Source organism: Pseudacidovorax sp. RU35E (assembly GCF_900156165.1).
Classification (GTDB): Bacteria; Pseudomonadota; Gammaproteobacteria; order Burkholderiales; family Burkholderiaceae_C; genus Xenophilus.
In genome coordinates this window covers 59,317-81,319 of the sequence record NZ_FTMY01000013.1, presented here as the reverse complement: position 1 = coordinate 81,319, position 22,003 = coordinate 59,317, and the positions used below count along the sequence as shown (strand labels likewise).

The following is a 22,003-nucleotide window of genomic DNA, read 5'->3' as shown; positions in this document are numbered from 1 at the left end:
GCCCCCATGCCCGCATCCAGCCCGCGCGTCCTGTGGAAGGGCGCGATCAGCTTCGGCCTCGTCCATATCCCGGTGGCGCTTTACTCGGCCACGCAGGACGGCAGCATCGACTTCGACTGGCTGGACAAGCGCTCCATGGACCACGTGGGCTACAAGCGCATCAACAAGAAGACGGGCAAGGAGATCGCGCGCGAGAACATCGTGCGCGGCGTCCAATGGGAGGACGGCCAGTACGTGGTGCTGACCGACAAGGAGATCGCCGACGCCTACCCGCGCACGCTGCAGACCATCGAGATCGAGCGCTTCGTGCCGGCCGATGGCATTCCCTTCATCCACCTCGACCGGCCCTACTACACGGCGCCCATCCAGCGCGGCGCCAAGGTCTACGCCCTGCTGCGCGAGGCGTTGGTGCGCAGCGGGCGCATCGGCGTGGCGCGCGTGGTGATCCAGACCAAGGAGCACCTCGCGGCGCTGGTGCCCGCCGGGCCGGGCCTGGTGCTCAACCTGCTGCGCTGGGGCGCGGACATCCGCTCCTGGGAAGGCCTGCCGCTGCCCGATGCCGATGCGCGCAAGGCCGGCGTCAACGACCGCGAGCTGAAGATGGCCGAGCAGCTGATCGAGGACATGTCGGGCGAATGGAAGGCCGACGAGTACGAGGACCGCTTCCGCGACCGCATCATGGCGCTGGTCGAGCGCAAGGCCGAGGCCGGCCAGGCGCAGGACGTCGCCAAGCTGGAGCCTCAGGAGCAGGCAAGCTCCGGCGCCAAGATCCTGGACCTGACCGAACTGCTGCAGCGCAGCCTGCGAGGCGGCAAGGGCCGAGCGGCCGCCAAGGACGATGAAGACGAAGAGGCGGACGAGGGCGAGGACGACGGCCCGGCGCGAACCAAGGGCGGTGCCGGCAAGCGCCCCGCAGCCAAGGCGCCAGCCAAGAAGGCCGCCGCCAAATCCGCGTCGGCCCGCAAGGCGGCACCGCGCCGGAAGGCGGCATGACCGTCGCCCGCAAGACGGCCCGCAAGGCGTCCAGCAAGGCGACGCGGACCCCGACCCGCAGGACTTCTGCCCCCAGGGCTGGCGATGCGCCGTCTGCGGGCACCGATGCCGCCCAGGCCCTGGCCGACTACCACCGCAAGCGCGACTTCCAGCGCACGCCCGAGCCGCGCCATGGCGGCGCGCCAGGCGTCGAAGCGCTCGCCTTCGTGGTGCAGAAGCACGACGCCACCCGGCTGCACTACGACTTCCGCCTGGAGCTGGACGGCACGCTCAAGAGCTGGGCCGTGCCCAAGGGCCCCTGCCTCGATCCCGCCGTCAAGCGCATGGCGGTGGAGGTGGAGGACCACCCCATCGCCTACGGCGACTTCGAGGGCCGCATCCCCGAGGGTCAGTACGGCGCCGGCACGGTGATCGTGTGGGACCGCGGCACCTGGGTGCCCGAGGGCGACGCACGCGCCGGCCTGCGCGCCGGCAAGCTCAGCTTCACGCTGCAGGGCCACAAGCTGCAGGGCCGCTGGACGCTGGTGCGCATGCACGGCAGGGACGAGAAGAAGCCCAGCTGGCTGATCATCAAGGACGAGGACGCCGCCGCCCGGCCACTGGCCGATTACGACGTGACCGAGGCCGAGCCGGACAGCGTGCGTCACATCGGCCAGCCCGAGGCCGACACCGCCGACGCGCCGGCAGAACCCGATCCCCCGGCCGCCAGCGAGCCTGCAGTCCGCGGCCGGAGCAAAGCCGCGACCCAACGCCCCGACGGCGCAGCCCGGAAGGGAAAGCCGAAGGGCGCCGAAAACGCTTCCCTCCCGGGCGTGGCCGCCGCGCTGCCCGACACCCTTGCCCCCCAGCTCGCCGTGCTGGCCGACGGCCCGCCGCCCGAGCCTGCGCAATGGGCCTGGGAGCTCAAGTTCGACGGCTACCGCCTGCTCACCCGAATCGACGGCCGCGGGCGCGTGCGCTGCTTCACCCGCAACGGCCACGACTGGACCGATCGCCTGCCCGAGCTGGCGCGAGCCCTGGCGAAACTGCCCGTGCGCAATGCTTGGCTCGACGGCGAGATCGGGGTGCTGGGTGCCAACGACGCGCCGGACTTCCAGGCCCTGCAGAACGCCTTCGACCTGCAGGCCACGGCGCCCATCGTCTACTGGCTGTTCGACGCGCCCTTCGTGGGTGGCCGCGACCTGCGGGACGAGCCACTCTCGTTGCGGCGCGAGGCCCTGCGCGCCATCTTCGACGCCGGCGAGCTGCCGCCGTCGCTGCGCTTCAGCGAGGCCTTCGACGCCGCGCCGCGCGACCTTCTGGCCTCCGCAGCCGGGCTGGGCTTCGAGGGCGTCGTCGGCAAGCGGCTGGACAGCCCCTATCTCAGCGGCCGCTCGCCGGCATGGATCAAGCTCAAGCACCAGTTGCGGCAGGAGTTCGTCATCGGCGGCTACACCGCGCCGCGCGGCAGCCGCAGCGGCTTCGGCGCGTTGCTGCTGGGCGTGTACGACGAGCAAGGCGAGTTGAAGCACGCCGGCAATGTCGGCACCGGCTTCGACCAGCGGCGCCTGGCCGAGATGCATGCCCAGCTGCAGGCGCTCGAGCAGGACGATTGCCCCTTCACGCCGCGGCCGGCGGGCGAGAAGGCGCAATGGGTGCGGCCCGAGCTGGTCGCGGAAGTGGCCTTTGGCCAGTGGACGCGAGAGGGCAAGGTGCGGCAGGCCGTATTCCAGGGCCTGCGCAGCGACAAGCCCGCGCGGCAGATCGTTCGGGAGCACGCCATGGATTCATCGACCGCCGCCCATGCTGCAGGCAGGCAGCGCGGCCGCAAGCCCGCCACCCCATCGAAGGAGTCCCACGACGACGCGCTGCCTGGCGATCTGCGCGTGACCCATGCCGACCGCGTGATCGACCGCGCCAGCGGCGCCACCAAGGGCGAGGTCATCGCCTATTACGCCCAGGTCGCGCCGCTGATGCTGCCGCACCTGCGCGGACGGCCCGTCTCGCTGGTGCGCGCGCCCGACGGCGTGGGCGGCGAGCTGTTCTTCCAGAAGCACGTGCAGAACGCGCCGCTGCCCGGCGTGCGCCTGCTCGACCCCGCGCTGGACCCCGGCCACGAGCCGCTGCTGCAGATCGACAGTGCCAAGGGCCTGCTCTCGGCGGCGCAGATGAACACGCTCGAATTCCACACCTGGAACGGCCATTCGCGCGGGCTGGACAAGCCCGACCGCATGACCTTCGACCTGGACCCGGGTGAAGGCGTGGCCTGGGCCCATGTGCAGGAAGGGGCGCTGCTCATGCGCACGCTGCTCGATGAGTTGGGCCTGCAGGCGCTGCTCAAGACCAGCGGCGGCAAGGGCCTGCACGTGGTGGTGCCGATCCGCCGCCAGCACGGCTGGGACACGGTCAAGGACTTCTCGCGCGCCGTCGTGCAGCACCTGGCCCGCACGCTGCCCGAGCGCTTCGTGGCCAAGAGCGGGCCGAAGAACCGCGTGGGCCGGATCTTTGTCGACTACCTGCGCAACGGCTTTGGCGCCACCACGGTGAGTGCTTGGTCGGTGCGGTCGCGGCCTGGGTTGGGCGTGTCCGTGCCGGTGGCGTGGGACGAGTTGCCCAACCTCACCAGCGGCGCGCACTGGACGCTCGCCAGCATCGGCGAGCGGCTGGCGACCGGCAACACCCCGTGGGACGAGGCCGGCGTGCCCAGCCAGGGCTTGGCACGCGCGATGCAGGTGCTGGGCTTCAGCCCCTGACTTCTTCGGTGATCACATCGAAGCGGTTCAGCTGGTGCTGGCCGAACACCATGGTGATCGGCACATCGGCCGCGTCGCGGCCGCGGGCGATCACCACGCGGCCGATGCGCGGCACGTTGTGGCGGGCGTCGAAGGTGTGCCAGCGTCCGCCCAGGTAGACCTCGAACCAGGCGCTGAAATCCATGGGGTAGGGTGCGATCGGCACGCCGATGTCGCCCAGGTAGCCGGTGACATAGCGCGCCGGGATGTTCATGCACCGGCACAGCGCCACGGCCAGGTGCGCATAGTCGCGGCACACGCCCACGCCTTCGCGGTAGCCGCCCAGGGCGGTGCGGCCGGCATTGGCGCAGCCGTAATCGAAGCGGATGTGCCCGTGCACCCAGTCGCAGATGGCCTGCACCCGTCCCCAGCCCAGGGGCGCGTTGCCGAACTGGCGCCAGGCGAAGGCCAGCAGTTCGCTGTCGACCTCGCAGTAGCGACTGGGCAGCAGGAAGGTCAGGGCATCGGTGGGCAGTTCCTCCACCGGGTGCTGGATGGCGTACCAGTCCTGCGGGTCGGGCAGCCCGCTGTCGTGGATGGTGGCCTGGCCGTGCAGGCGCAGGCGCTGGGGGCCGGCCGGCACCCGCACGCGCGCGCACCGGTTGCCGAAGCCGTCGGTGTAGTGGTCGGTCCAGAAGGGCGGATCCGCCACGGGATGCTCGGGCGCGAGCAGGTCGTGGGCACGATCGGGATGCACCTGGAGCAGGTAGACCACGGCCGTGGGGCCGGTCAGGGCCAGTTCGATGTCGTAGCCGATGCGGATGAGCATGAGAAAGAAGCCGGGCCTTCGTCCGGAGTGGACTGTCGCGGAGCGGGTGCGCGAGCGTAGGGCGGCATGCACCCTTCGTGCCACAGGCCTTCCCGACGGGCCGTGTAGGCGTGCGCCGCGCGTCGGCCATGTCCTACCTGGGCGGGCTCGGCACTCCCACAGTGCCCGTCGTGCGGTCACTACGCCTGCCGCCACAGCCTGCACCTACGCTTTGTCACATTCGCAGCGCTCCCGTCATGGTCCTTACATCGATCGACGGCCCGCCGCTGACCCATCCCTCTTTCCTTCCGAAGCAGGTTTCCCATGGAAATGACCTCTGCCCTCGTCAGCGCCCTCAACAGTGCCTGGCTGGACGAATTCCTGGTCTGGGGCGTCGCCGGCATGACGGCCGTCATCGCCCTGGTCGCCCTGGTCAACGCCGTCGACGTCTTCCTCGACAACGAACCCGGCTGAACGGGCTCATTCCTTTCACACCCATCCAATGCCCACCAAGAGCAAGTCCCCCGCGCCGCGTCGCGGCCGCAGTGCCGAGACCCCCAGCGCCAAGATCGAGCAATTGGCCGCCTCCACGGCTGAGCTGCCGCTGCCGCACCTGAGCACCAACCAGGGCACGCGGATCGCGGACAACCACAATTCGCTGAAGGCGGGCGTGCGCGGCCCGACGCTGCTCGAAGACTTCATCCTGCGCGAGAAGATCACGCACTTCGACCACGAGCGCATTCCCGAGCGCGTGGTGCATGCGCGCGGCAGTGCGGCGCACGGCTACTTCCAGGTCTACAAGTCGATGTCGCAGTTCACGCGCGCCGGCCTGCTGAACGACCCGTCGCTGAAGACGCCGGTGTTCGTGCGCTTCTCCACCGTGGCGGGCGGCTCCAGTTCGGCCGACACGGTGCGCGACGTGCGCGGCTTCTCGGTCAAGTTCTACACGCAGGAAGGCATCTGGGACCTGGTGGGCAACAACATCCCGGTGTTCTTCATCCAGGACGCGATGAAGTTCCCGGACCTGGTCCATGCCGTCAAGCAGGAGCCGCACCACGGCATGCCGCAGGCGGCCAGTGCGCACGACACCTTCTGGGACTTCGCTTCGCTGATGCCCGAGACGACTCACATGCTGATGTGGGCCATGAGCGACCGCGCCATCCCGCGCAGCCTGCGCATGATGCAGGGCTTCGGCGTGCACACCTTCCGCCTGGTCAACAGCCGGGGCGATGCGCACTTCGTCAAGTTCCACTGGAAGCCCAAGCTGGGCAGCCATGCGCTGGTCTGGGACGAGGCGCAAAAGATCGCCGGCAAGGACCCGGACTTCCACCGCCGCGACCTGTGGGAATCGATCGAGAACGGCGACTTCCCGGAGTGGGAGCTCGGCATGCAGCTGATTCCGCAGGACAAGGAGCATTCGCTCGGCTTCGACCTGCTGGACCCCACCAAGCTGATCCCCGAAGAGATGGTGCCGGTCACGCCCGTGGGCAAGCTGGTGCTCAACCGCAATCCCGACAACTTCTTTGCCGAGACCGAGCAGGTCGCGTTCCACCCGGGCCATGTGGTGCCGGGCATCGACTTCAGCAACGACCCGCTGCTGCAGGGCCGGTTGTTCAGCTACACGGACACGCAGCTGTCGCGCCTGGGCGGGCCCAACTTCCACGAGCTGCCGATCAACCGCGGCGTGTGCCCCTTCCACAACTTCCAGCGCGACGGCATGCATCGCCAGACCATCTCGCGCGGTCAGGTGGCGTACGAGCCCAACTCGCTGGGCAACGGCTCGGAGTTCCGCGTCGACGGCGACAGCGAGGGCTTCCAGACCTATCCCGAGACGGTTGAGTCGCCCAAGGTGCGCCGCCGCAGCGAGAGCTTCGACGATCACTTCACGCAGGCGCGCCTGTTCTTCAACAGCCAGACGGCCGTGGAGAAGGAGCACATCATTGCGGCCTTCCGCTTCGAGCTGTCGAAGGTCGAGGTGCCTGCGGTGCGCCAACGCATGGTGGACAACCTGGCGCATGTGGACGAGAAGCTCGCCCGCCGCGTGGCCGAGCCGCTGGGCATCGAGTCGCCCGACGCCAAGGCCGCCGCAGGCCAGGCGGGCTACCGCGAGGCGCGCATCAACCTGCCCATCGAGGAGTCGCCCGCGCTGAGCATGATCGGCACCGGCGACGGCAGCATCAAGACGCGCAAGATCGCGATCCTGGTGAGCGATGGCGTCGATTCGGCGTCGCTCAAGCCGATCCGCGAAGCCCTGGAGTCGGCCGGTGCGATGTGCAAGGTCGTGGGTCCGCGTCTGGGCAGCGTGACGAGCGCATCGAAGCGTCAGGTCGAGGTGGATGCCACCTTCACCAACATGCCGTCGGTGATGTTCGACGCGGTGCTGGTGCCGGCGGGTGCCGAGAACGCCAAGACGCTGATGGCCAACGGCGAGGCGCAGCACTTCGTGCTGGAAGCCTTCAAGCACCTCAAGTCCATCTGCGTGGTGGGCGAGGGGGCGCAGCTGCTGGCCTCGGTCGGCGTGGAAGAAGGCAAGACCGACGCGCCTGCCGGCGTGGTGGTGGCCGCGACGCCGGCCCAGCAGCTGGGCGAGAACGAAGAGGCGCAAGGCATCGCACAGACCTTCGTGGCCGCGATCGCCAAGCACCGGCACTGGGATCGGGCAGGGGTCGAGGCGGTGCCGGCCTGAGCCTGGTCCTCTCTGGTCTTTCGCTGAAAAGAGCCGACGCGGTGATGCCGTGTCGGCTCTTTTTGCTTTTGCGTCGGGTGGTGGTTGGTGGTTCTTGGCCTGTGGTCTGTGGTCCGGCCCTGGCGCCGGTGAGGGCGTGTCGGCGCTTCTAGTGGGGCGGTCGGCGCTGCGCGCCGACTTCCCTCCGGTGCTCGGACGGACGGGCCGCGGCAGAACTCGCTACGCGCTTCGCGCTGCGCTCAAACAACTGCCGCGAGTCAGTTTACGAAGCGGGCCTGTCCTTCGGCAGGCCCGCAGCCCGTCCGCCCTGCGCTCCTCGGCGCCCCACAGGCGCGCCGCCACGCCCTCACCGGCACCAGGGCCTGCGGGAGGGTTGATCGGCCGGCATGGGTGCTGCGCCGACGCTCGAGACCATTGCTTCGTCGGTGCGTTCAATCCAGCACTGGCCTCCCCAGTGAACCACCACCGTGTCCCGCGCGTCGGGGCCGGGGCCTGGGGGCCGCGGGCGATTTCTGAAAAAGTATGAGCCCGCGGCCCCCAGGCCCCGGCCCCGGCGCGCGTACCCCGGACTTCTCGCCCGCACCCGCCCCCAACAAACAGCAGCACCGGCAGCGCGAGACAAGCTGGAAGCCCAGCCGTCGCCTCAATCCAGATACGACCGCACCTTCACCGGCAGCACCGGCGCCTCCCACCGGTAGTCGTCTGCCAGCACGTCGCGCCCCGCTACCTGGCCCTTCCATTGCAGCGCCAGCAGGTCCGAGACTGTCCAGCCGAGCCAGTCCGCGCGGAAGGGGCGTTCGGCCACCGATGGTGCATCGGCCGGCACCTGGTTGCGCCACACGATGGCCGGGATGCGGTACCCGGAGGCCGTGCTGGGGCTGTGGCCCACATGGTCACTGCCATGCCCCACCTCCTGGCCGTGGTCCGAGACGTAGACCCAGGCCCGGTACTCGGCCAGGCGGCCCACGGTGCGCGTGAGCTGCAGCGTCTCGGCCACCACGAAGTCGTGGTACAGCAGGGCGTTGTCGTAGTCCTGTCGGAAGCGCCGTACCCACGCGGGCCGGGCCTTGGCGATCAGCTCCGACTCCACGGCGTCCACCGCGTCGTCGAAGGGGTTCTCCTGCGTGCCGGGAAAGCGCAACCGGTAGTGCGGATGGGCGCCCAGCAGGTGCACCACGATGAGCTTGCGCTCGGCCGGGTCTTCCAGCGCCTCCTGCACGCAGTCGAGCAGTTCGCCATCGAGCGAGGCACTGGCGCGGCCCGGCACGCGGTTGACGATCTCGACCTCGTCGGCAAGGCGCGCATGCTGCTGCTCGATGGCCACGTCGTCGTGGTTGCTCATCCACCAGACCTTGTAGCCGGCCGCGCGCGCCAGCGGCAGCAGGTGCTGCGCGTCGGCGGCCGTGGGCTGGCCGAATCGCATCATGTTGGCCATGGCCGGCAGCGTGCTCGCGTCCACCGACCAGGCATGGCGCAGCACCGTCATCTGCTGCGGTTCGCGCCGCTGGGCGGCCGCCAGGCGCGGCGTGGTGTTGCGGCCGTAGCCGTACAGGCCCAGGTTGTCGCGGTTGATGCTGTCGGTGATGACCAGCACCACCGTCGACGGCCCTGCGCGCGTCACCTGGGGCGCCGCGGCATGGGCATGCTGCAGGGCGGCGTCGCGCATGCGCTGCTGGTCGGCCCAGGCGGTGCGCAGGTCGCCCGCATCGTCGACCCACTGCGTCCAGAAGACCACCGGATGCAGCCGCCGCCAGGGCTTGCTGGCATGGGCCAGCGCGCCGAAGGCGAAGGCCACCACCAGCAGCGCCAGCCAGGCGCGGCGGGGCGCGACCTCGACCCGCGTGGCTGCTGCGCCGCCATCTGCGGCGTCGTTTGCCGCTCCGGCGGCTGCGGCGCTCCTGCGGCGCAGTCCATGGGCCGTCAGCCGCCACACCGCATAGCCGGCCGCTCCCAGCACCGCGCACCACAGCGCGGCGGTGCGCCAGTGCATCTGCAGGTACTCGCCGCTCTCCCGCGCATTGGTGTTGGCCAGCGCCCCCAGCACCACGGCGCCGTCGGGCGCGGACTGGTAGGTGTCTAGCAGATAGGCTCGCACCACGCCGTCGGCCGCGAAGGCCATCACCGCCGCCAATACCGCCACGCGCCGGGCGCGGTGCACCGCCACGCTGCGCACCGGCCAGGCCATCCAGGCCAGCGCGGGCAGCAGCAGCACCAGCATCTGCGCCACGCGGCGCCCGTCGTGGCCCAGCACCACGAAGCCGGTGGCGATGGCGGCCAGGGCCAGCAGCGGCCAGGCCTTGGGGCGGCGCAGTGCAGGCTTCACACTTTGCCGGTCATGTGCTCGGGAATCACCCACTGATCGAACTGCTCGCCCGTCAGGTGCCCCGAGGCGATGGCCGCCTCGCGCAGGCTGGTGCCTTCCTTGTGCGCCTTCTTGGCGATGTAGGCCGCCTTGTCGTAGCCGATGTGCGTGTTCAGCGCGGTCACCAGCATCAGCGAGCGGCTCACCAGTTCGGCGATGCGGTCGCGGTTGGGCTCGATGCCCACGGCGCAGTGGTCGTTGAAGCTCACGATGCCGTCGGCCAGCAGGCGCACGCTCTGCAGGAAGTTGTGGGCCACCATGGGGCGGAACACGTTCAGCTCGAAGTTGCCCGACATGCCGCCGATGTTGATGGCCACGTCGTTGCCCATCACCTGCGCGGCCAGCATGGTCACGGCCTCGCTCTGGGTCGGGTTGACCTTGCCGGGCATGATCGACGAGCCGGGCTCGTTCTCGGGAATGCTCAGCTCGCCGATGCCGCTGCGCGGGCCGCTCGCCAGCCAGCGCACGTCATTGGCGATCTTGTTCATGCTGGCGGCCAGGGTCTTGAGCGCGCCGTGCGCATGCACGAAGGCGTCGCAGGCGGCCATCACCTCGAACTTGCTCGGCGCGGTGACGAAGGGCAGGCCGGTCAGGCGGGCCAGTTCGGCGGCGACGCCTTCGGCATAGCCCTTGGGCGCGTTCAGGCCGGTGCCCACCGCGGTGCCGCCCAGGGCCAGCTCGCACAGGTGGGGCAGGGCGGCGCGCACGTGGCGCTCGTTCTGGTCCAGCTGCGCGACCCAGCCCGAGACCTCCTGGCCCAGCGTCAGGGGCGTGGCGTCCTGCAGGTGGGTGCGGCCGATCTTCACGATGTCCATGAAGTCCTCGGACTTCTTCGCCAGCGTGGCGCGCAGCTTGGCGATGGCCGGCAGCAGCTTGTGCGTGAGCGCCTGCACGGCCGCCACGTGCATGGCGGTGGGAAAGACGTCGTTGCTCGACTGGCTGCGGTTGACGTCGTCGTTGGGGTGCACCAGGCGGCCTTCGCCACGCTGGCCGCCGAGCAGCTCGCTCGCGCGGTTGGCCAGCACCTCGTTGACGTTCATGTTGGTCTGCGTGCCCGAGCCGGTCTGCCACACGACGAGCGGGAATTCGTTGGGATGCTTGCCGGCCAGCACCTCGTCGGCGGCGGCGACGATGGCATCGGTCTTCTTCGCGTCCTGCAGGCCCAGCTGCTGGTTGACCACGGCCGAGGCCCGCTTCACCAGGGCCAGCGCCTGGATGATCTCCAGCGGCTGGCGCTCGCCCGAGATGTCGAAGTTCTGCAGCGAGCGCTGCGTCTGTGCGCCCCACAGGTGGTCGGCAGGGACCTCGATGGGACCGAAGGTGTCTTTCTCGATGCGGGTGGTGGTGCTCATGGCGCGAGTGTCGGAGGGGTGGAAGGAAAGTCCGGCAGTATCCCCGCGATGAGAAAAATTCTCACTGGCGTGGGTTTGGCCCGGCGGCGGCTCGCAGCCTTCCTGCCCACAGCAGACCGGCCAGCGCCACGCCGAACACCCCGGCCAGCCTGCCCAGCCAGGGCAGCACGTCCGCCAGTGGCGCGCCCATCTGGTTGAGCCGCAGCGACGCCTGGATGCCCGCCGTGCTCGGCAGCCAGCCGCCCAGCCATTGCAGCGGCACCGGCAATGCCTCGCTGGGCCAAGAGAAGCCCGAGAGGAAGGCCAGCGGCAGCGAGGTGAACAGGATCACCTGCAGCGCGCGCTCGCGGTCGCGCAGCCAGCAGCCCAGCAGCAGGCCCAGCGCGCAGACCGTTGGCACGTAGAAGGCCAGCAGCAGTGCGGCCGCCGGCGGGTTGCCGCCGCGCGGATAGTCCTGCAGCACGAAGATCCAGCCGAAGAAGAACAGTCCCGTCATGAGCCCGAAGCCCGACAGCGCCGCCAGTCGCCCCAGCCAGGCCGCGGGCCGGGCGCGCAGCTGGTCGGCCTCGGCCCAGGTGCCGGCCAGCATGGCGCAGCCCATCAGCAGCGTCTGGTGCAGGATCAGCAGCGCCACCGCCGGCACCACATAGCTGCCGTAGCCCTCGGTCGGGTTGAAGAGCGGCACCAGCTGCGTGTTGAGCGGACTGCGGCTGGCCCGGGCCTGCGGCGCGCTCTGGCCGGCGGCCTGCAGGCGGCGGATCTCGACGCCGGCCGATACCGTGCCCACCGCTTCCGAGAAGCCATAGAGCACCGACTTGTTGAGCAGCGCATAGGCGCCGTTGCCCTCGATGGTCACGCCCGCCGCCGCGCCGCGCACCACGTCGCGCTTGAGGTCGCGCGGCAGCAGGGCGTAGCCCTCGATCTCGCCACGCCACAGCGCCTGCCGCGCGGCCTGCTCGTCGCCGGTCACCAGCCGCACGTCGATGCGCGGGCTGGCCTGCGCAAAGCGGACGATCTGGCGCGAGAGGTTGCTGCCGTCCTGGTCCACCACCGCGACGGGCACGCGCGTGACGGCCTCGGTGCCGTAGGGCCAGGGATAGAAGAAGCCGTAGATCACCGGCGCGAGCAGCAGGATCAGCAGCACGCCGGGGTCGCGCAGCACGGCCAGGGCCGTGGCGCGCCACGCGTCGGCAAAGCGCTGCCGGGTGCGGTCGGCGACGGGTGCGTTCTCGTTCGTCATCAGCGCTTGCCCCAGCTCTCAGGCGCCGTCGCCGCGCGGCCGACCAGGCCGGCGCTGGCGGCCAGCAGGGCCAGCGCGGCCACCGCCATCCACAGCGGCGTGGCCATCGAATAGGCCAGCGGCGCGCCCATCTGCAGCTGCTCGATCTGCACGCGGGCGTAATGCGTGTACGGCAGCGCCAGCGCCCACGCGCGGGCCGCGGCGGGCATGGCCACCAAGGGAAAGCCTACGCCACCGAAGGCGAAGGCCGGCGCGGTGATGAAGCCCGTGCCCGAGAGCGCCGTGCGCAGCGAGCGTGTGAGCGCGGCCAGGAAGGCCCCCATCGCCACCGACAGCCCCAGGAAGAGCACCAGCGCCACGCCCACCCACACCAGCGAGCCGGCCGGGTGCCAGCCCCGCCCGAGCGTGAGGCCCAGCAGCGCCAGCAGCCCGACCGTCGACAGCGACAGCCACGGCAGCAGCAGCTTGCCGGCCAGCGCCGCGGCCGCTTCGCCCCAGTTCGCGCCGGCCGCCGTGCCCGCATTCGCACCCACACCCGGCGCCAGCCATTCGCCCAGGCTGCGGTCGCGCAGCTCGCGGCCCAGGGTCCAGGCGCCGGCGGTCATGGCAAAGATGTGCAGCAGCGCCGGGATCAGCGCCGCGCCCAGGAACTGCTCGTAGTTGCTCGACGTATTGAACAGCGCCACCGTGTTGGCCCGCACCGGGTCCAGGTGCGCCCGCGCCGCCGGGGCCGACTCGCCGCGCTTGGCGCGCGCCGTCAGCTCGATGCCGGCCGACACCGTGCCCACGGCCGTGCGCACGTCGCGCTGGATCAGGCTCGAATGGGTGCCACGCTGCGCGTTGTGCAGCAGCACCACCTGGCCGGCGCGGCCCTGCTTGAGGTCGCGCGAGAGTTCGCGCGGCAGCCACACCGCCGCATGCACGCGGCCGGCCACCAGGGCGCGGTCCATCTCGGCGGCATCGGCATAGCGCTCGGCCACCTGCAGGCCCGGCGAGGCTTCCAGGAAGCGCTCGATCTGGCGCGAGATGGCCGAATGGTCCTCGTCCAGCACGCCGATGGACAGCCGGTTCGGAAGCCCGGCCGAGAAGATCCACCACATCAGCGCGGCGGCCAGCGCCGGCACCCAGCTCACCATGGCCAGCTCCCAGGGCTGGCCCACCAGGCGCCGGGCCTCGCGGCGCAGGCTGCGGGCGAAGGGGTTCATCGGCTCAGGCACCGTGCGCGGACGCGGCAACATCGGGCAGGCGGCGCAGACGCATGGCGGCCACGTCTCAGTCGACCAGCACGCTCATGCCCGGCCGCGCGCCGGCAATGGGCTGCAGCGGCCTGGCGCGGACCTCGAAGGTGCGCACGTCGAAGCCCGCACCGGCGCGCGTGGCACGCCAGGTCGCGAAGTCGGGCAGCGGCGCGCTGTACGTCACCTTGAAGCGGGCCGTGGCCGCCTGCGGGCCCAGCGCGGGCAGGCGGGCGTCGAACTCCTGGCCCACGGCAAAGCGCGACAGCCGGTCCTCGCGCACGTTCAGCACCACCCACTGGTCGGCCAGGTCGACTACGGTGACGGCGGCCACGCCCTGCGGCACCAGCTCGCCGGCACGGGCCAGCACCTTGGCCACCTCGCCGGCGACCGGGCTGCGCAGCTCGGTCTCGGCCTTGGCGGCCTGGGCCTCGGCCACCACGCCGGCCACCTGCCGGGCCTGGGCCTCGGCGGCGGCCTTGTCCTCGCCGCGGGCACCCTGGCGGGCCAGGTCGTACTGCGCGCGGGCGGCAATGGCGGCATCGCGCGAGGCCTTCCAGTTGGCCTCGGCCTCGTCGCGCTTTTGCGCCGGCACCAGGCCGTCGCGCGCGAGGCCGTCCACGCGGTCGAAGGACTTGCGGGCCAGCTCGGCGCCCGTCTCGGCGCGCTGCCACTGCATGCGGGCCATCTCGATCTCCTGCGGGCGGGCGCCGTTCTCGGCCTTCTTCGCCACCGCCTCCGCCGCTTGCTGGGCGGCCGTGGCCTGGGCCAGCTTGGCATCGACCTCGGGCGAGGCCATGCGCAGGATCGGCGCGCCGGCCTCGATGCTTTCGCCCTCGCGCACCATGACCTCGGCGATGCGGCCGGGGATCTTGGCGGCGATGTCGGTCTCCTTCGCCTCCATCTGGCCCTGGAACACCTCGGGTGCCGGCCGGCTGGCGCGCCAGAACCCCCAGCCGATCAGGCCGACGACGACGAGGCCGGCCACGATGGCCAGCAGGGGCAGGGTCTTGCGACGTTGGGTCATGGTCATTCGATCCTCACATCGGCGCGGGCGATGTAGTCGTTGAAGCGCTCGGAGATGCCGGCGCTCTGCAGCAGGCGGGCCAGGGCCTGCACATAGTCGTTGGCGGCCTGGGCGCGTTCGGTCTGCACCTTGGCCAGGTTGGTCTCGGCGTCGATCAGGTCCTGCGTGGTGCTGGTGCCTTCGCGCAGGCCGGCGCTGCGCAGGCGCACCACCTCCTGCGCCAGGTCGATGCCGGCCTGCATCGACGCGAACTGCCGGCGCGCGTTCTCCAGCGCGCGCCAGTTGCGCTCCACCAGCAGCGAGATGTCGCTGCGCGCCTGCGCATCGGTGCGCTCGGCCTGCTCCACCTGCTTCAGGCTGGCGGCGGCCAGCTGGTCGCGGTCGACGCTGTCGTAGAGCGTCCAGTACACGCCCACGCCGGCCACCCAGCTCGCCTCGTCGCGGCGCTTGATGTCGCGCGTGCCGAAGGCCAGCACCTGCGGGCGGCGCAACGCTTCCTCGCCGGCATGCAGCTCCTCGGCCTGCAGCTTCTTGGCCGCGACCTTGGCCAGGCCCGGGTGGTGCAGCTGCGCCGCATCGAGGAAATAGCCCAGCGGCTCCACCGGCTGGCTGAGGACGAAGAGCGGCGTGCGCGGCAGCACCGGCTGGTCGGCACGCACGGTGCGGGCGAGCGCGACGGCGGCCAGCTCGGCATCGTCCTTCGCCTTCTCGGCATTGCGGCGCGCCTCCTCGTAGGCGCTGCGGGCCTGCAGCCGCTCCACGCGCGAGATGACGCCGGCTGCCAGCATCTTCTGCGCCGCTTCGTCGTGGCCGGCGATGGTGCGCTCGGCCTGGGCGCGCAGCGTGGCGGCGCGCTGCGCGAGCTGCGCGCCGAAGTAGCGCTCGACCAGCGTCTGGTCCACCTCGCCGCCGGTCTGGTCGGCGTCGGCGCGGGCCTCGCGCGTCTGGGCACCGGCAAAGCCGCGCACCGCGTCGGTGGCGCCGCCGGTGTAGAGCGGCCAGATGGCCGACACCGACGACGTGAAGCCATGGCCGTCGCGCTGCAGCGTGTAGCTGTCGGGCAGCCGCACCGGCAGGCGGGCCAGGCTGCTCTGCAGGCTGGCGGGCAGCAACTGGCCGATCTGCGTGAGGCCCGAATCGAAGGAAGACAGGTCGACCTTCAGCCGCGCGTCGTAGGCATAGCCCACGCCCGTCACGCTGACCACCGGACCGCCCAGGTGGCGCAGCGCCTCGGCGCGCAGCGACTTGGACTCGACACCGGCACGCGCGGCGGCCAGCTTGTCCGAGCGCTCCAGCATGCGCAGGCGCGCGGCCTCGAAGCTCAGCGCCAGGCCGTCGGGTTGTTGCGCCTGTGCATGCGCCGCCGAAGCGGCCAGGCCCGCGGCCAGCGCGAAGGCCGCAAGCGGGAAGAGGCGTCGCAGGTGGGTCATGGCGTGAAGGTCATTTCTGGCGGGCGACGAAAGCATCCAGCTCCTGCTGGAGGATGAGCGGAAAGGCTGCCTGCACCGCCCCCGTGGCCAGCGGGCCGGCCTGCTGCAGCAGCGCGGATGCGCGCTCGGGCTGGGCCAGCACCGCATCGACCAGCGTGCGCAGCCAGCGCCGCGCCACGCTGCGCAGGGTGCGCACCAGCGCCTCCTGCATGTCGATGGCCTGCTCGGGGGCGAGGCCCAGCGCGGCCAGCTGCTCGGCGATGCGGGCCAGGGCCGGACTCAGGTGCTGCACGCTGCCGTCGGGCAGTCGGCGCGCGAGGCCGGCGCGCAGGGCGCGGTCGAGCAGGGCGGGCGTCATGCGGCCCTGCCACTTCGCCTTGACCTGTTCGGCCGGCACCACCAGCGGCGCCTCGGCCGCGAAGAGGTTGTCCGAGATGGACTGCGCCACCGCCGCCAGGCTGCGCCAGGAGCTGGCCGGCGCCTGCTCGAACACGCGGCGGATGGCCTCGATGCCGAAGCCCTGCTCGCGCAGCGCGCGGATCAGCTCGAGCCGCTGCGCATGCTCCTCGCCATAGAGCCCCAGCCGCCCGCGCAGCCGTGGCGGCGGCAGCAGGCCGGCCGTGGTGTAGGCGCGGATGTTGCGCACCGTCACGCCCGAGCCCGAAGCCAGGGCCTCGATGGTGCGTGCGTCGGTGTCGGTCGGGTCGGTGGGCATGGGGGCGTGACGTGTCGTTTTCTATGTTACATGCCTCATGTCAAATAACAAAGCAGCAACGCCGCCGGTCTGCATGGCGCTGCCAGCGCCTGCTGTACGCGCGGTGCCGGCGTGCAGATCAGCCGACGCGGCCGGCCCGGGCGCGCAGCCGCGCCGCATCCAGGATCTCCACCGTGCCGCGCCCCGGCCGTACGATGCCCTGATGCGCCAGGCCCTGCAGCACCTGGTTCACCGTTTGGCGCGACAGGGCCAGCATCGAGGCCAGCTGCTCCTGCGACAGCCGGACCACGCGGCGCGTCTGGTGCGTCCACTCGCCGTAGCCCTGCGACATGGCCAGCAGGCGCGCGGCGATGCGGTTCTCGGCCGGCAGCAGCGCCATGTCCTCCAGCGCCTGGAAGGCCGCGCGCAGCTTGCCGGTGGCCAGCAGGCCGATCCACTGCCACAGCGCGGGCTGCGCCTGCAGCACGGCCAGCAGCGCCGCCTGCGGCACATGCAGCGTGACGGCCGCGCCCTGCGCATGGGCGTCGTGCGTGCGCGGCAGGCCGTCGAGCAGGCCGATCTCGCCGATCCACTGCGACGGCTCGGCGATGGCCAGCAGGGCTTCCCGGCCGTCGGCCGCCAGGCCGGTGATGCGCACCGCGCCCTCGGCGACGCCGTACAGGCCGTCGGGCGGGTCGCCGCGCCGGAACAGGCAGGCACCGTCCGCATGGCGACGCGCCACGGCCAGGCCCAGCAGCGCCTGCTGCAGGGGCGCGGGGGCGGCCTTGAACCAGCCGCCGCTGGCGGCGATGCGGTGCCAGGTGTCGTCGTTCATGGATCGGGAGGGCGTCGGGCGCCTTGTGTCCGGCAGCCGACAGTGGCGCGCGGGAGGCTCGCCCTAGCATCGCTGCATTGCGCCACGGAGACAACGATGAAGACACTGACCGAGCAACTGGCCACCTATGCGGGCTACCACAGGGACCCGCGCAACATCGCCACGCATTTCGTCGGCGTTCCCCTGATCGTCCTGGCGGTCGTCGTGCTGCTGTCGCGGCCCGGCTTCATGCTGGCCGGACTGTCGCTCACGCCCGCGGTCATCGCCAGCCTGCTGGCGATGGCGTACTACCTGCGGCTGGACCTGCGCTTCGGCGCCGTCATGGCCGCGTTGCTCGCCCTGGCGCTGTGGTTTGGCGACTGGGCCGCGGCGCTGCCCACGGCGCAATGGATGGCCGTCGGGATCGGCGGCTTCGTGGTCGGCTGGGCCATCCAGTTCGTCGGCCATTGGTACGAGGGCCGCAAGCCCGCCTTCGTGGACGACCTGGTAGGCCTGTTGATCGGGCCTCTGTTCGTGGTGGCCGAGGCGGCCTTCATGCTCGGCCTGTGCCAGCCGCTGCGCCAGGCGGTCGAGCAGCGCGCCGGCCCGGTGCGCCACCGCGTGGCGGCCTGAGCGGCCCAGGCGCGGCCCGCCCCTACGCCGTTCGCCCTAGACCTTCCTGCAAATAGGCCCCGCGCGGGCCCGTTCCTAGACTGCCCCGACGACGTCCGACGGACAGGCCGCATCCTGCGCCTGCGGGGCCCGCCGCCCTGGCGTGCCCCACGGCCGGACGCCTGGGGGTCGAATGGAACGCAAGATGCAGAAGCCGGCCGGGGGCGCCGGCCGCCGCCGCACCGCATGGGGCGCCTGGGCCGTGGCCCTGGCCTGTGCCTGGCCGGCCACGGGCGCCTGGGCGCAGGCCGCCGCGCCCGATGCCGAGGCCGCCGCCAGCCAGCAGGAGCAGGCCCGGCTGGCCGACTCGGACACACTGCTGGCCCTCACGCAGGAGGGCGCCATCCTGTACTCGCAGGACAAGGTCAAGCTCAGCGCCTACCAGTACTGCAGCCAAGCCGTGTCGCTGGCCGAGGCGGGCGACTTCCGCCAGAGCGTGCGCGCCGCCAGCAAGGCGCTGCACCTGGCTGGCGCCACGCAGGACCCGGCCCTGCTGGCCGCCGCCAAGCGCGACCTGGCCATCGTCTACAGCTATGCCGGCCAGCTGGAGAAGGCCGAGCAGTTCGCCCGCGAGGCCCTGCAGTTGCCCACGCGCGAGCCGCAGCTCATCCGCGGGCCCGCGCTCAAGGTGCTGGGCGACGTGGACGCGCGCCGCGGCGACCTGGCCGGCGCCATCCGCAACTACGACCAGGCGCTGGCCGCCAGCTCGCCGCGTTATGCGCCGCTGGTGCAGGCCTCGCTGGCCAATGCCCTCATCGACAGCGGCAAGCCCGAGGACCTGACCCGCGCGCGCCAGCTGCTCGACAGCCTGCCGCCGCAGCGCGACGCCTCGCTGACGGCGCAGGTGGACCGCACCCGCGCCAACCTGCTGCTGGCCGAAGGCAAGCCGGCCGAGGCGCGCGCGCTGTTCCAGCAGCTCACCACGCGCCGCGCCGGCACCGACGCCGGCTACTTCCAGCTCTGGGCCTGGGACGGCGTGGCCCGCAGCGAACTGGCGCTGGGCCGCAAGGCCGAGGCCGCACAGGCGCTGGACCGGGCCCTCTCGGGCGTGGACGGCGTGCGCGCGCGCTTTCGCAGCGACGAATTCAAGATGGGCGTGTTCTCCGACCTGCAGCAGCTCTTCGAGCGCGCCGTAGGCCTGTATGCCGACATGGGTGAGCCGCGCCGGGCCTTCGAGGTGAGCGAGCACAGCCGCTCGCGCGCGCTGCTCGACGCCGTGCGCGGCCGTGCCCAGCTGGCCACGCAGGCCACCACCGTGGTCGACCTCCCCAGCCTGCAGGCCACGCTGGCGCCCGACGAGCGCCTGGTGCAGTACCACGCACTGCCGGACCGGCTGCAGGTGTGGGTGGTGAGCAGCACCGAGGTGCGCAGCCAGAGCCTGCCGATCCGCCGCGACGAGCTGGTGGAGCTGGTCGACACCTTCCGCAACTCTGTGGTGCGCGGCCGGCGCACCGCCATCGGCAATGCCGACAAGATGGGCGCGGCGCTCATCGGTCCGCTGGGCCTGCAGCCCGGCCAGCGCATCGTGGTGGTGCCGCACGGCCCGCTGCACTATTTGCCCTTCCAGGCGCTGCGCACCAACGGCCGCTACCTGATCGAGACCAACCCGGTGTCGGTCGCGCCCTCCATGAGCATCGCGGTGCAGCTGGCGCGCCGCACGCCGCGCGTGGACGGCCGCCTGACGGCCTTCGGCAATCCGCGCATCGAGGACAAGTACGACCTGCCGGGCTCGGTGGCCGAGGTCCAGCGGCTGGAGCAGCTCTTTCCGCGCCACACCGTCTACATGGGCGCGCAGGCCACCAAGACGCAGTTCCGCCAGGCGGCAGGCGGCTCGCCGCTGGTGCACGTGGCCGCCCATGCCGAGGCCGACCAGGTCGACCCGCTCTATTCGCGCATCCTCCTGGCCAACGAGAACGGGCGCCAGAACTTCCTGGAGGCGCACGAGATCCTGGAGCTGCCCATGCAGGGCACCGCGCTGGTCACGCTCTCGGCCTGCGAATCGGGCCTGGGCCGCATCGCCTCGGGCGACGAGGTGCTGGGCTTCACTCGCTCCTTCCTGTCGGCCGGCAGCAGCAGCCTGATCGCCTCGCTGTGGCCGGTATCGGACGACGCCACCGCGGTGCTCATGAGCACGCTCTACGGCGAGCTCGCCAAGGGCCGCGACCTGCAGCAGGCCATGCAGGCCGGCCAGCTGGCGGTGCTGCGCGATCCCAAGATGGCGCACCCCTTCTTCTGGGCCCCGTTCAACCTGATCGGCAACTGGCGCCTGACCGTCCAATGAAGCCCGCCATGAAGCCCAACGTGCCCACATCCTTCGCGATCCGTGCAACGGCACTGGCCGCTGCGTTGACGGCCATGGTGCCCGCGCTGGCCCAGCAGCAGCTGGTGCCCGTGCAGCCGCCGTGCACCAGCTGCGCCGCACCCGGCGCCCAGGCCCTGCCCGCGGCCCCGGCCACGCCGGCCGTGTCCTTCCGCCTCAACGACCTGCGCCTCACCGGCGCCGATGCGTTGACGGCCGAGGAGCTGCGCGAGACCACCGGCCCTTACGTCGGCCGCGACGTCACGCTGGCCGACCTGGAGAAGCTGGCCCAGGCCATCACCGACCGCTACCACGCGCGCGGCTACTTCCTGGCCCAGGCCGTGGTGCCGGTGCAGACGGTGCAGAACGGCGTGGTCGAGATCAGCGTGGCCGAAGGCCGCATCGGCAAGGTCGACGTGCAGGTGGCGCCCGAGGCGCCCACGAGCGAGGCGCGGGTGCGCGGCTTCCTGGCGGCGCTGCAGCCCGGCGCGGCGGTGAGCGCGCCGGCCTACGAGCGCGCCATGCTGCTGCTGTCCGACCAGCCCGGCATCGCCGTCGGCTCCGGCCTGCAGGAAGGCAGCCAGCCCGGCACCACCGACCTGACGGTCGAGGTCAACCCCGGCTCGCGCCTGTCCTTCAGCGCCGACGCCGACAACCACGGCACCAAGGAATCGGGCCGCTACCGCGTGGGCGGCTCGCTGCGCTGGAACAGCCCGCTGGGCATCGGCGACAACCTGGACCTGCGGGCCATGGTGTCGAACAACGATGCGCTGCAGCTGGGCCGCATCGCCTACGAAGTGCCGCTGGGCACCAGCGGCCTGCGCCTGGGCGCCGGGCTCGCGCGCATCGACTACCAGCTGGGCGGCCAGTTCGCCGTGCTGGGCGCGCAGGGCAAGGCCGACGTGGCCGACCTCTCGCTCTTCTACCCGGTCATCCGCCAGCGGCGGCAGAACCTCTTCCTGCGCCTGTCGGTGGACACCAAGCGCCTCACCGACGAATACACCACCGTGGCCTTCGAAGGCCGCAAGCGCGTGCGCGGCACCGGCCTGGGCTGGACCTGGGAGCTGCGCGACGACTGGCTGGGCGGCGGCTACTGGGCCAGCTCGGGCACGGCCTACCGGGGCAGCCTGTCGATCCGCGAGGCGGGCCTGTTGGCGGCCGACCAGGCGTTGGGCGGGCCACGCACCGAGGGCAGCTTCTCCAAACTCACCTTCCAGGCCTCGCGCCTGCAGTCGGTGCTGCCGGAGCACTCGCTCTACCTGGCGCTGGGTGGCCAGTGGGCCAGCAAGAACCTCGATGCCTCCGAGAAGCTCAGCCTGGGCGGCGCGCGCGCCGTGCGGGCCTATGCCTCGGGCGAGGTGCTGGTGGACCAGGGTCTGATCGGCACCGTCGAATGGCGCTGGTCGGCCACCTCGGAGCTGACGCCCTTCGTCTTCTACGACGCCGCGCGCGGACGGCCGCAGAAGAACCCCGGCCTGTTCGACACCACGCCCGAAAGCCGCAGCCTGCGCGGCGCCGGCATCGGCCTGCAGTGGGTGCGCGCCGGCAACTTCTCGATCAATGCCTCGCTGGCCTGGCGTGCCGGCACGCCGGCGGGCGTCACCGATGGCGGCGGTCGCAATCCGCGGCTGTACGTGCAGCTGCAGAAATCCTTCTGACCGGCCGCGGCACCCGGCGCTT

At 71.6% G+C, this 22,003-nt stretch carries 16 protein-coding genes; 7 read left to right on the top strand and 9 right to left on the bottom strand.

Annotated features, from left to right (window positions below):
• The first annotated feature begins 6 nt into the window (after positions 1 to 6).
• Positions 7 to 993: a non-homologous end joining protein Ku gene (locus BXA03_RS21160; RefSeq protein WP_076511173.1), complete on the top strand. Its 987-nt coding sequence runs from the start codon at positions 7 to 9 to the stop codon at positions 991 to 993.
• Positions 990 to 3,725 carry a DNA ligase D gene (ligD, locus tag BXA03_RS21155; RefSeq protein ID WP_083716226.1) on the top strand — a complete coding sequence of 912 codons (2,736 nt, stop codon included), beginning with the start codon at positions 990 to 992 and terminating at the stop codon, positions 3,723 to 3,725. Before BXA03_RS21160 ends, ligD begins: the two co-directional genes overlap by 4 nt.
• Here the strand turns inward: ligD and BXA03_RS21150 are convergent.
• On the bottom strand, positions 3,715 to 4,533 hold the full coding sequence (locus tag BXA03_RS21150) for a transglutaminase-like domain-containing protein (protein WP_076511172.1): 819 nt from the start codon (positions 4,531 to 4,533) through the stop codon (positions 3,715 to 3,717). The genes ligD and BXA03_RS21150 overlap by 11 nt on opposite strands.
• 303 nt (positions 4,534 to 4,836) lie before the next feature.
• On the opposite strand from BXA03_RS21150, the gene BXA03_RS27065 reads away from it, so the two are divergent.
• Together BXA03_RS27065 and katE are read left to right on the top strand one after the other, a co-directional pair.
• Positions 4,837 to 4,986, top strand: a complete 150-nt coding sequence (locus BXA03_RS27065; RefSeq protein WP_200803415.1) for a hypothetical protein — start codon at positions 4,837 to 4,839, stop codon at positions 4,984 to 4,986.
• 28 nt (positions 4,987 to 5,014) lie between these two features.
• Positions 5,015 to 7,198 (top strand): catalase HPII, encoded by a 2,184-nt coding sequence (gene katE / locus BXA03_RS21145; protein WP_076511171.1) that lies wholly within the window; start codon positions 5,015 to 5,017, stop codon positions 7,196 to 7,198.
• 643 nt (positions 7,199 to 7,841) lie between these two features.
• Here katE and BXA03_RS21140 read toward each other — a convergent pair.
• The 8 genes from BXA03_RS21140 to BXA03_RS21105 all read right to left on the bottom strand — a co-directional run bounded on the left by BXA03_RS21140 (position 7,842) and on the right by BXA03_RS21105 (position 17,373).
• Positions 7,842 to 9,521: a sulfatase-like hydrolase/transferase gene (locus tag BXA03_RS21140; protein WP_369822459.1), complete on the bottom strand. Its 1,680-nt coding sequence runs from the start codon at positions 9,519 to 9,521 to the stop codon at positions 7,842 to 7,844.
• Positions 9,518 to 10,912: a class II fumarate hydratase gene (gene fumC / locus BXA03_RS21135; RefSeq protein WP_076511170.1), complete on the bottom strand. Its 1,395-nt coding sequence runs from the start codon at positions 10,910 to 10,912 to the stop codon at positions 9,518 to 9,520. Before fumC ends, BXA03_RS21140 begins: the two co-directional genes overlap by 4 nt.
• 61 nt (positions 10,913 to 10,973) lie before the next feature.
• Positions 10,974 to 12,152 carry an ABC transporter permease gene (locus tag BXA03_RS21130; protein WP_076511169.1) on the bottom strand — a complete coding sequence of 393 codons (1,179 nt, stop codon included), beginning with the start codon at positions 12,150 to 12,152 and terminating at the stop codon, positions 10,974 to 10,976.
• On the bottom strand, positions 12,152 to 13,357 hold the full coding sequence (locus tag BXA03_RS21125) for an ABC transporter permease (RefSeq protein WP_076511249.1): 1,206 nt from the start codon (positions 13,355 to 13,357) through the stop codon (positions 12,152 to 12,154). Before BXA03_RS21125 ends, BXA03_RS21130 begins: the two co-directional genes overlap by 1 nt.
• A 67-nt stretch (positions 13,358 to 13,424) precedes the next feature.
• Entirely contained in the window at positions 13,425 to 14,414 is a 990-nt protein-coding gene (locus BXA03_RS21120) for an HlyD family secretion protein (protein WP_076511168.1), read from the bottom strand.
• Positions 14,415 to 14,416: 2 nt separating this feature from the next.
• A complete protein-coding gene (locus BXA03_RS21115; RefSeq protein ID WP_076511167.1) occupies positions 14,417 to 15,844 on the bottom strand; it encodes a TolC family protein in 1,428 nt (475 codons plus the stop codon).
• A 10-nt stretch (positions 15,845 to 15,854) separates the two neighbouring features.
• Positions 15,855 to 16,559, bottom strand: coding sequence for a MerR family transcriptional regulator (locus tag BXA03_RS21110; RefSeq protein ID WP_076511166.1), 705 nt, complete (start codon positions 16,557 to 16,559; stop codon positions 15,855 to 15,857).
• Positions 16,560 to 16,677: 118 nt separating this feature from the next.
• Complete coding sequence (locus tag BXA03_RS21105; RefSeq protein WP_076511165.1) at positions 16,678 to 17,373, bottom strand: Crp/Fnr family transcriptional regulator; 696 nt, start codon at positions 17,371 to 17,373, stop codon at positions 16,678 to 16,680.
• Positions 17,374 to 17,469: 96 nt separating this feature from the next.
• On the opposite strand from BXA03_RS21105, the gene BXA03_RS21100 reads away from it, so the two are divergent.
• The 3 genes from BXA03_RS21100 to BXA03_RS21090 all read left to right on the top strand — a co-directional run bounded on the left by BXA03_RS21100 (position 17,470) and on the right by BXA03_RS21090 (position 21,981).
• Positions 17,470 to 17,985: an Mpo1 family 2-hydroxy fatty acid dioxygenase gene (locus tag BXA03_RS21100; RefSeq protein WP_076511164.1), complete on the top strand. Its 516-nt coding sequence runs from the start codon at positions 17,470 to 17,472 to the stop codon at positions 17,983 to 17,985.
• A 184-nt stretch (positions 17,986 to 18,169) separates the two neighbouring features.
• On the top strand, positions 18,170 to 20,305 hold the full coding sequence (locus BXA03_RS21095) for a CHAT domain-containing protein (RefSeq protein ID WP_200803413.1): 2,136 nt from the start codon (positions 18,170 to 18,172) through the stop codon (positions 20,303 to 20,305).
• 8 nt (positions 20,306 to 20,313) lie between these two features.
• Complete coding sequence (locus tag BXA03_RS21090) at positions 20,314 to 21,981, top strand: ShlB/FhaC/HecB family hemolysin secretion/activation protein (RefSeq protein WP_234983786.1); 1,668 nt, start codon at positions 20,314 to 20,316, stop codon at positions 21,979 to 21,981.
• Positions 21,982 to 22,003 lie beyond the last annotated feature (22 nt).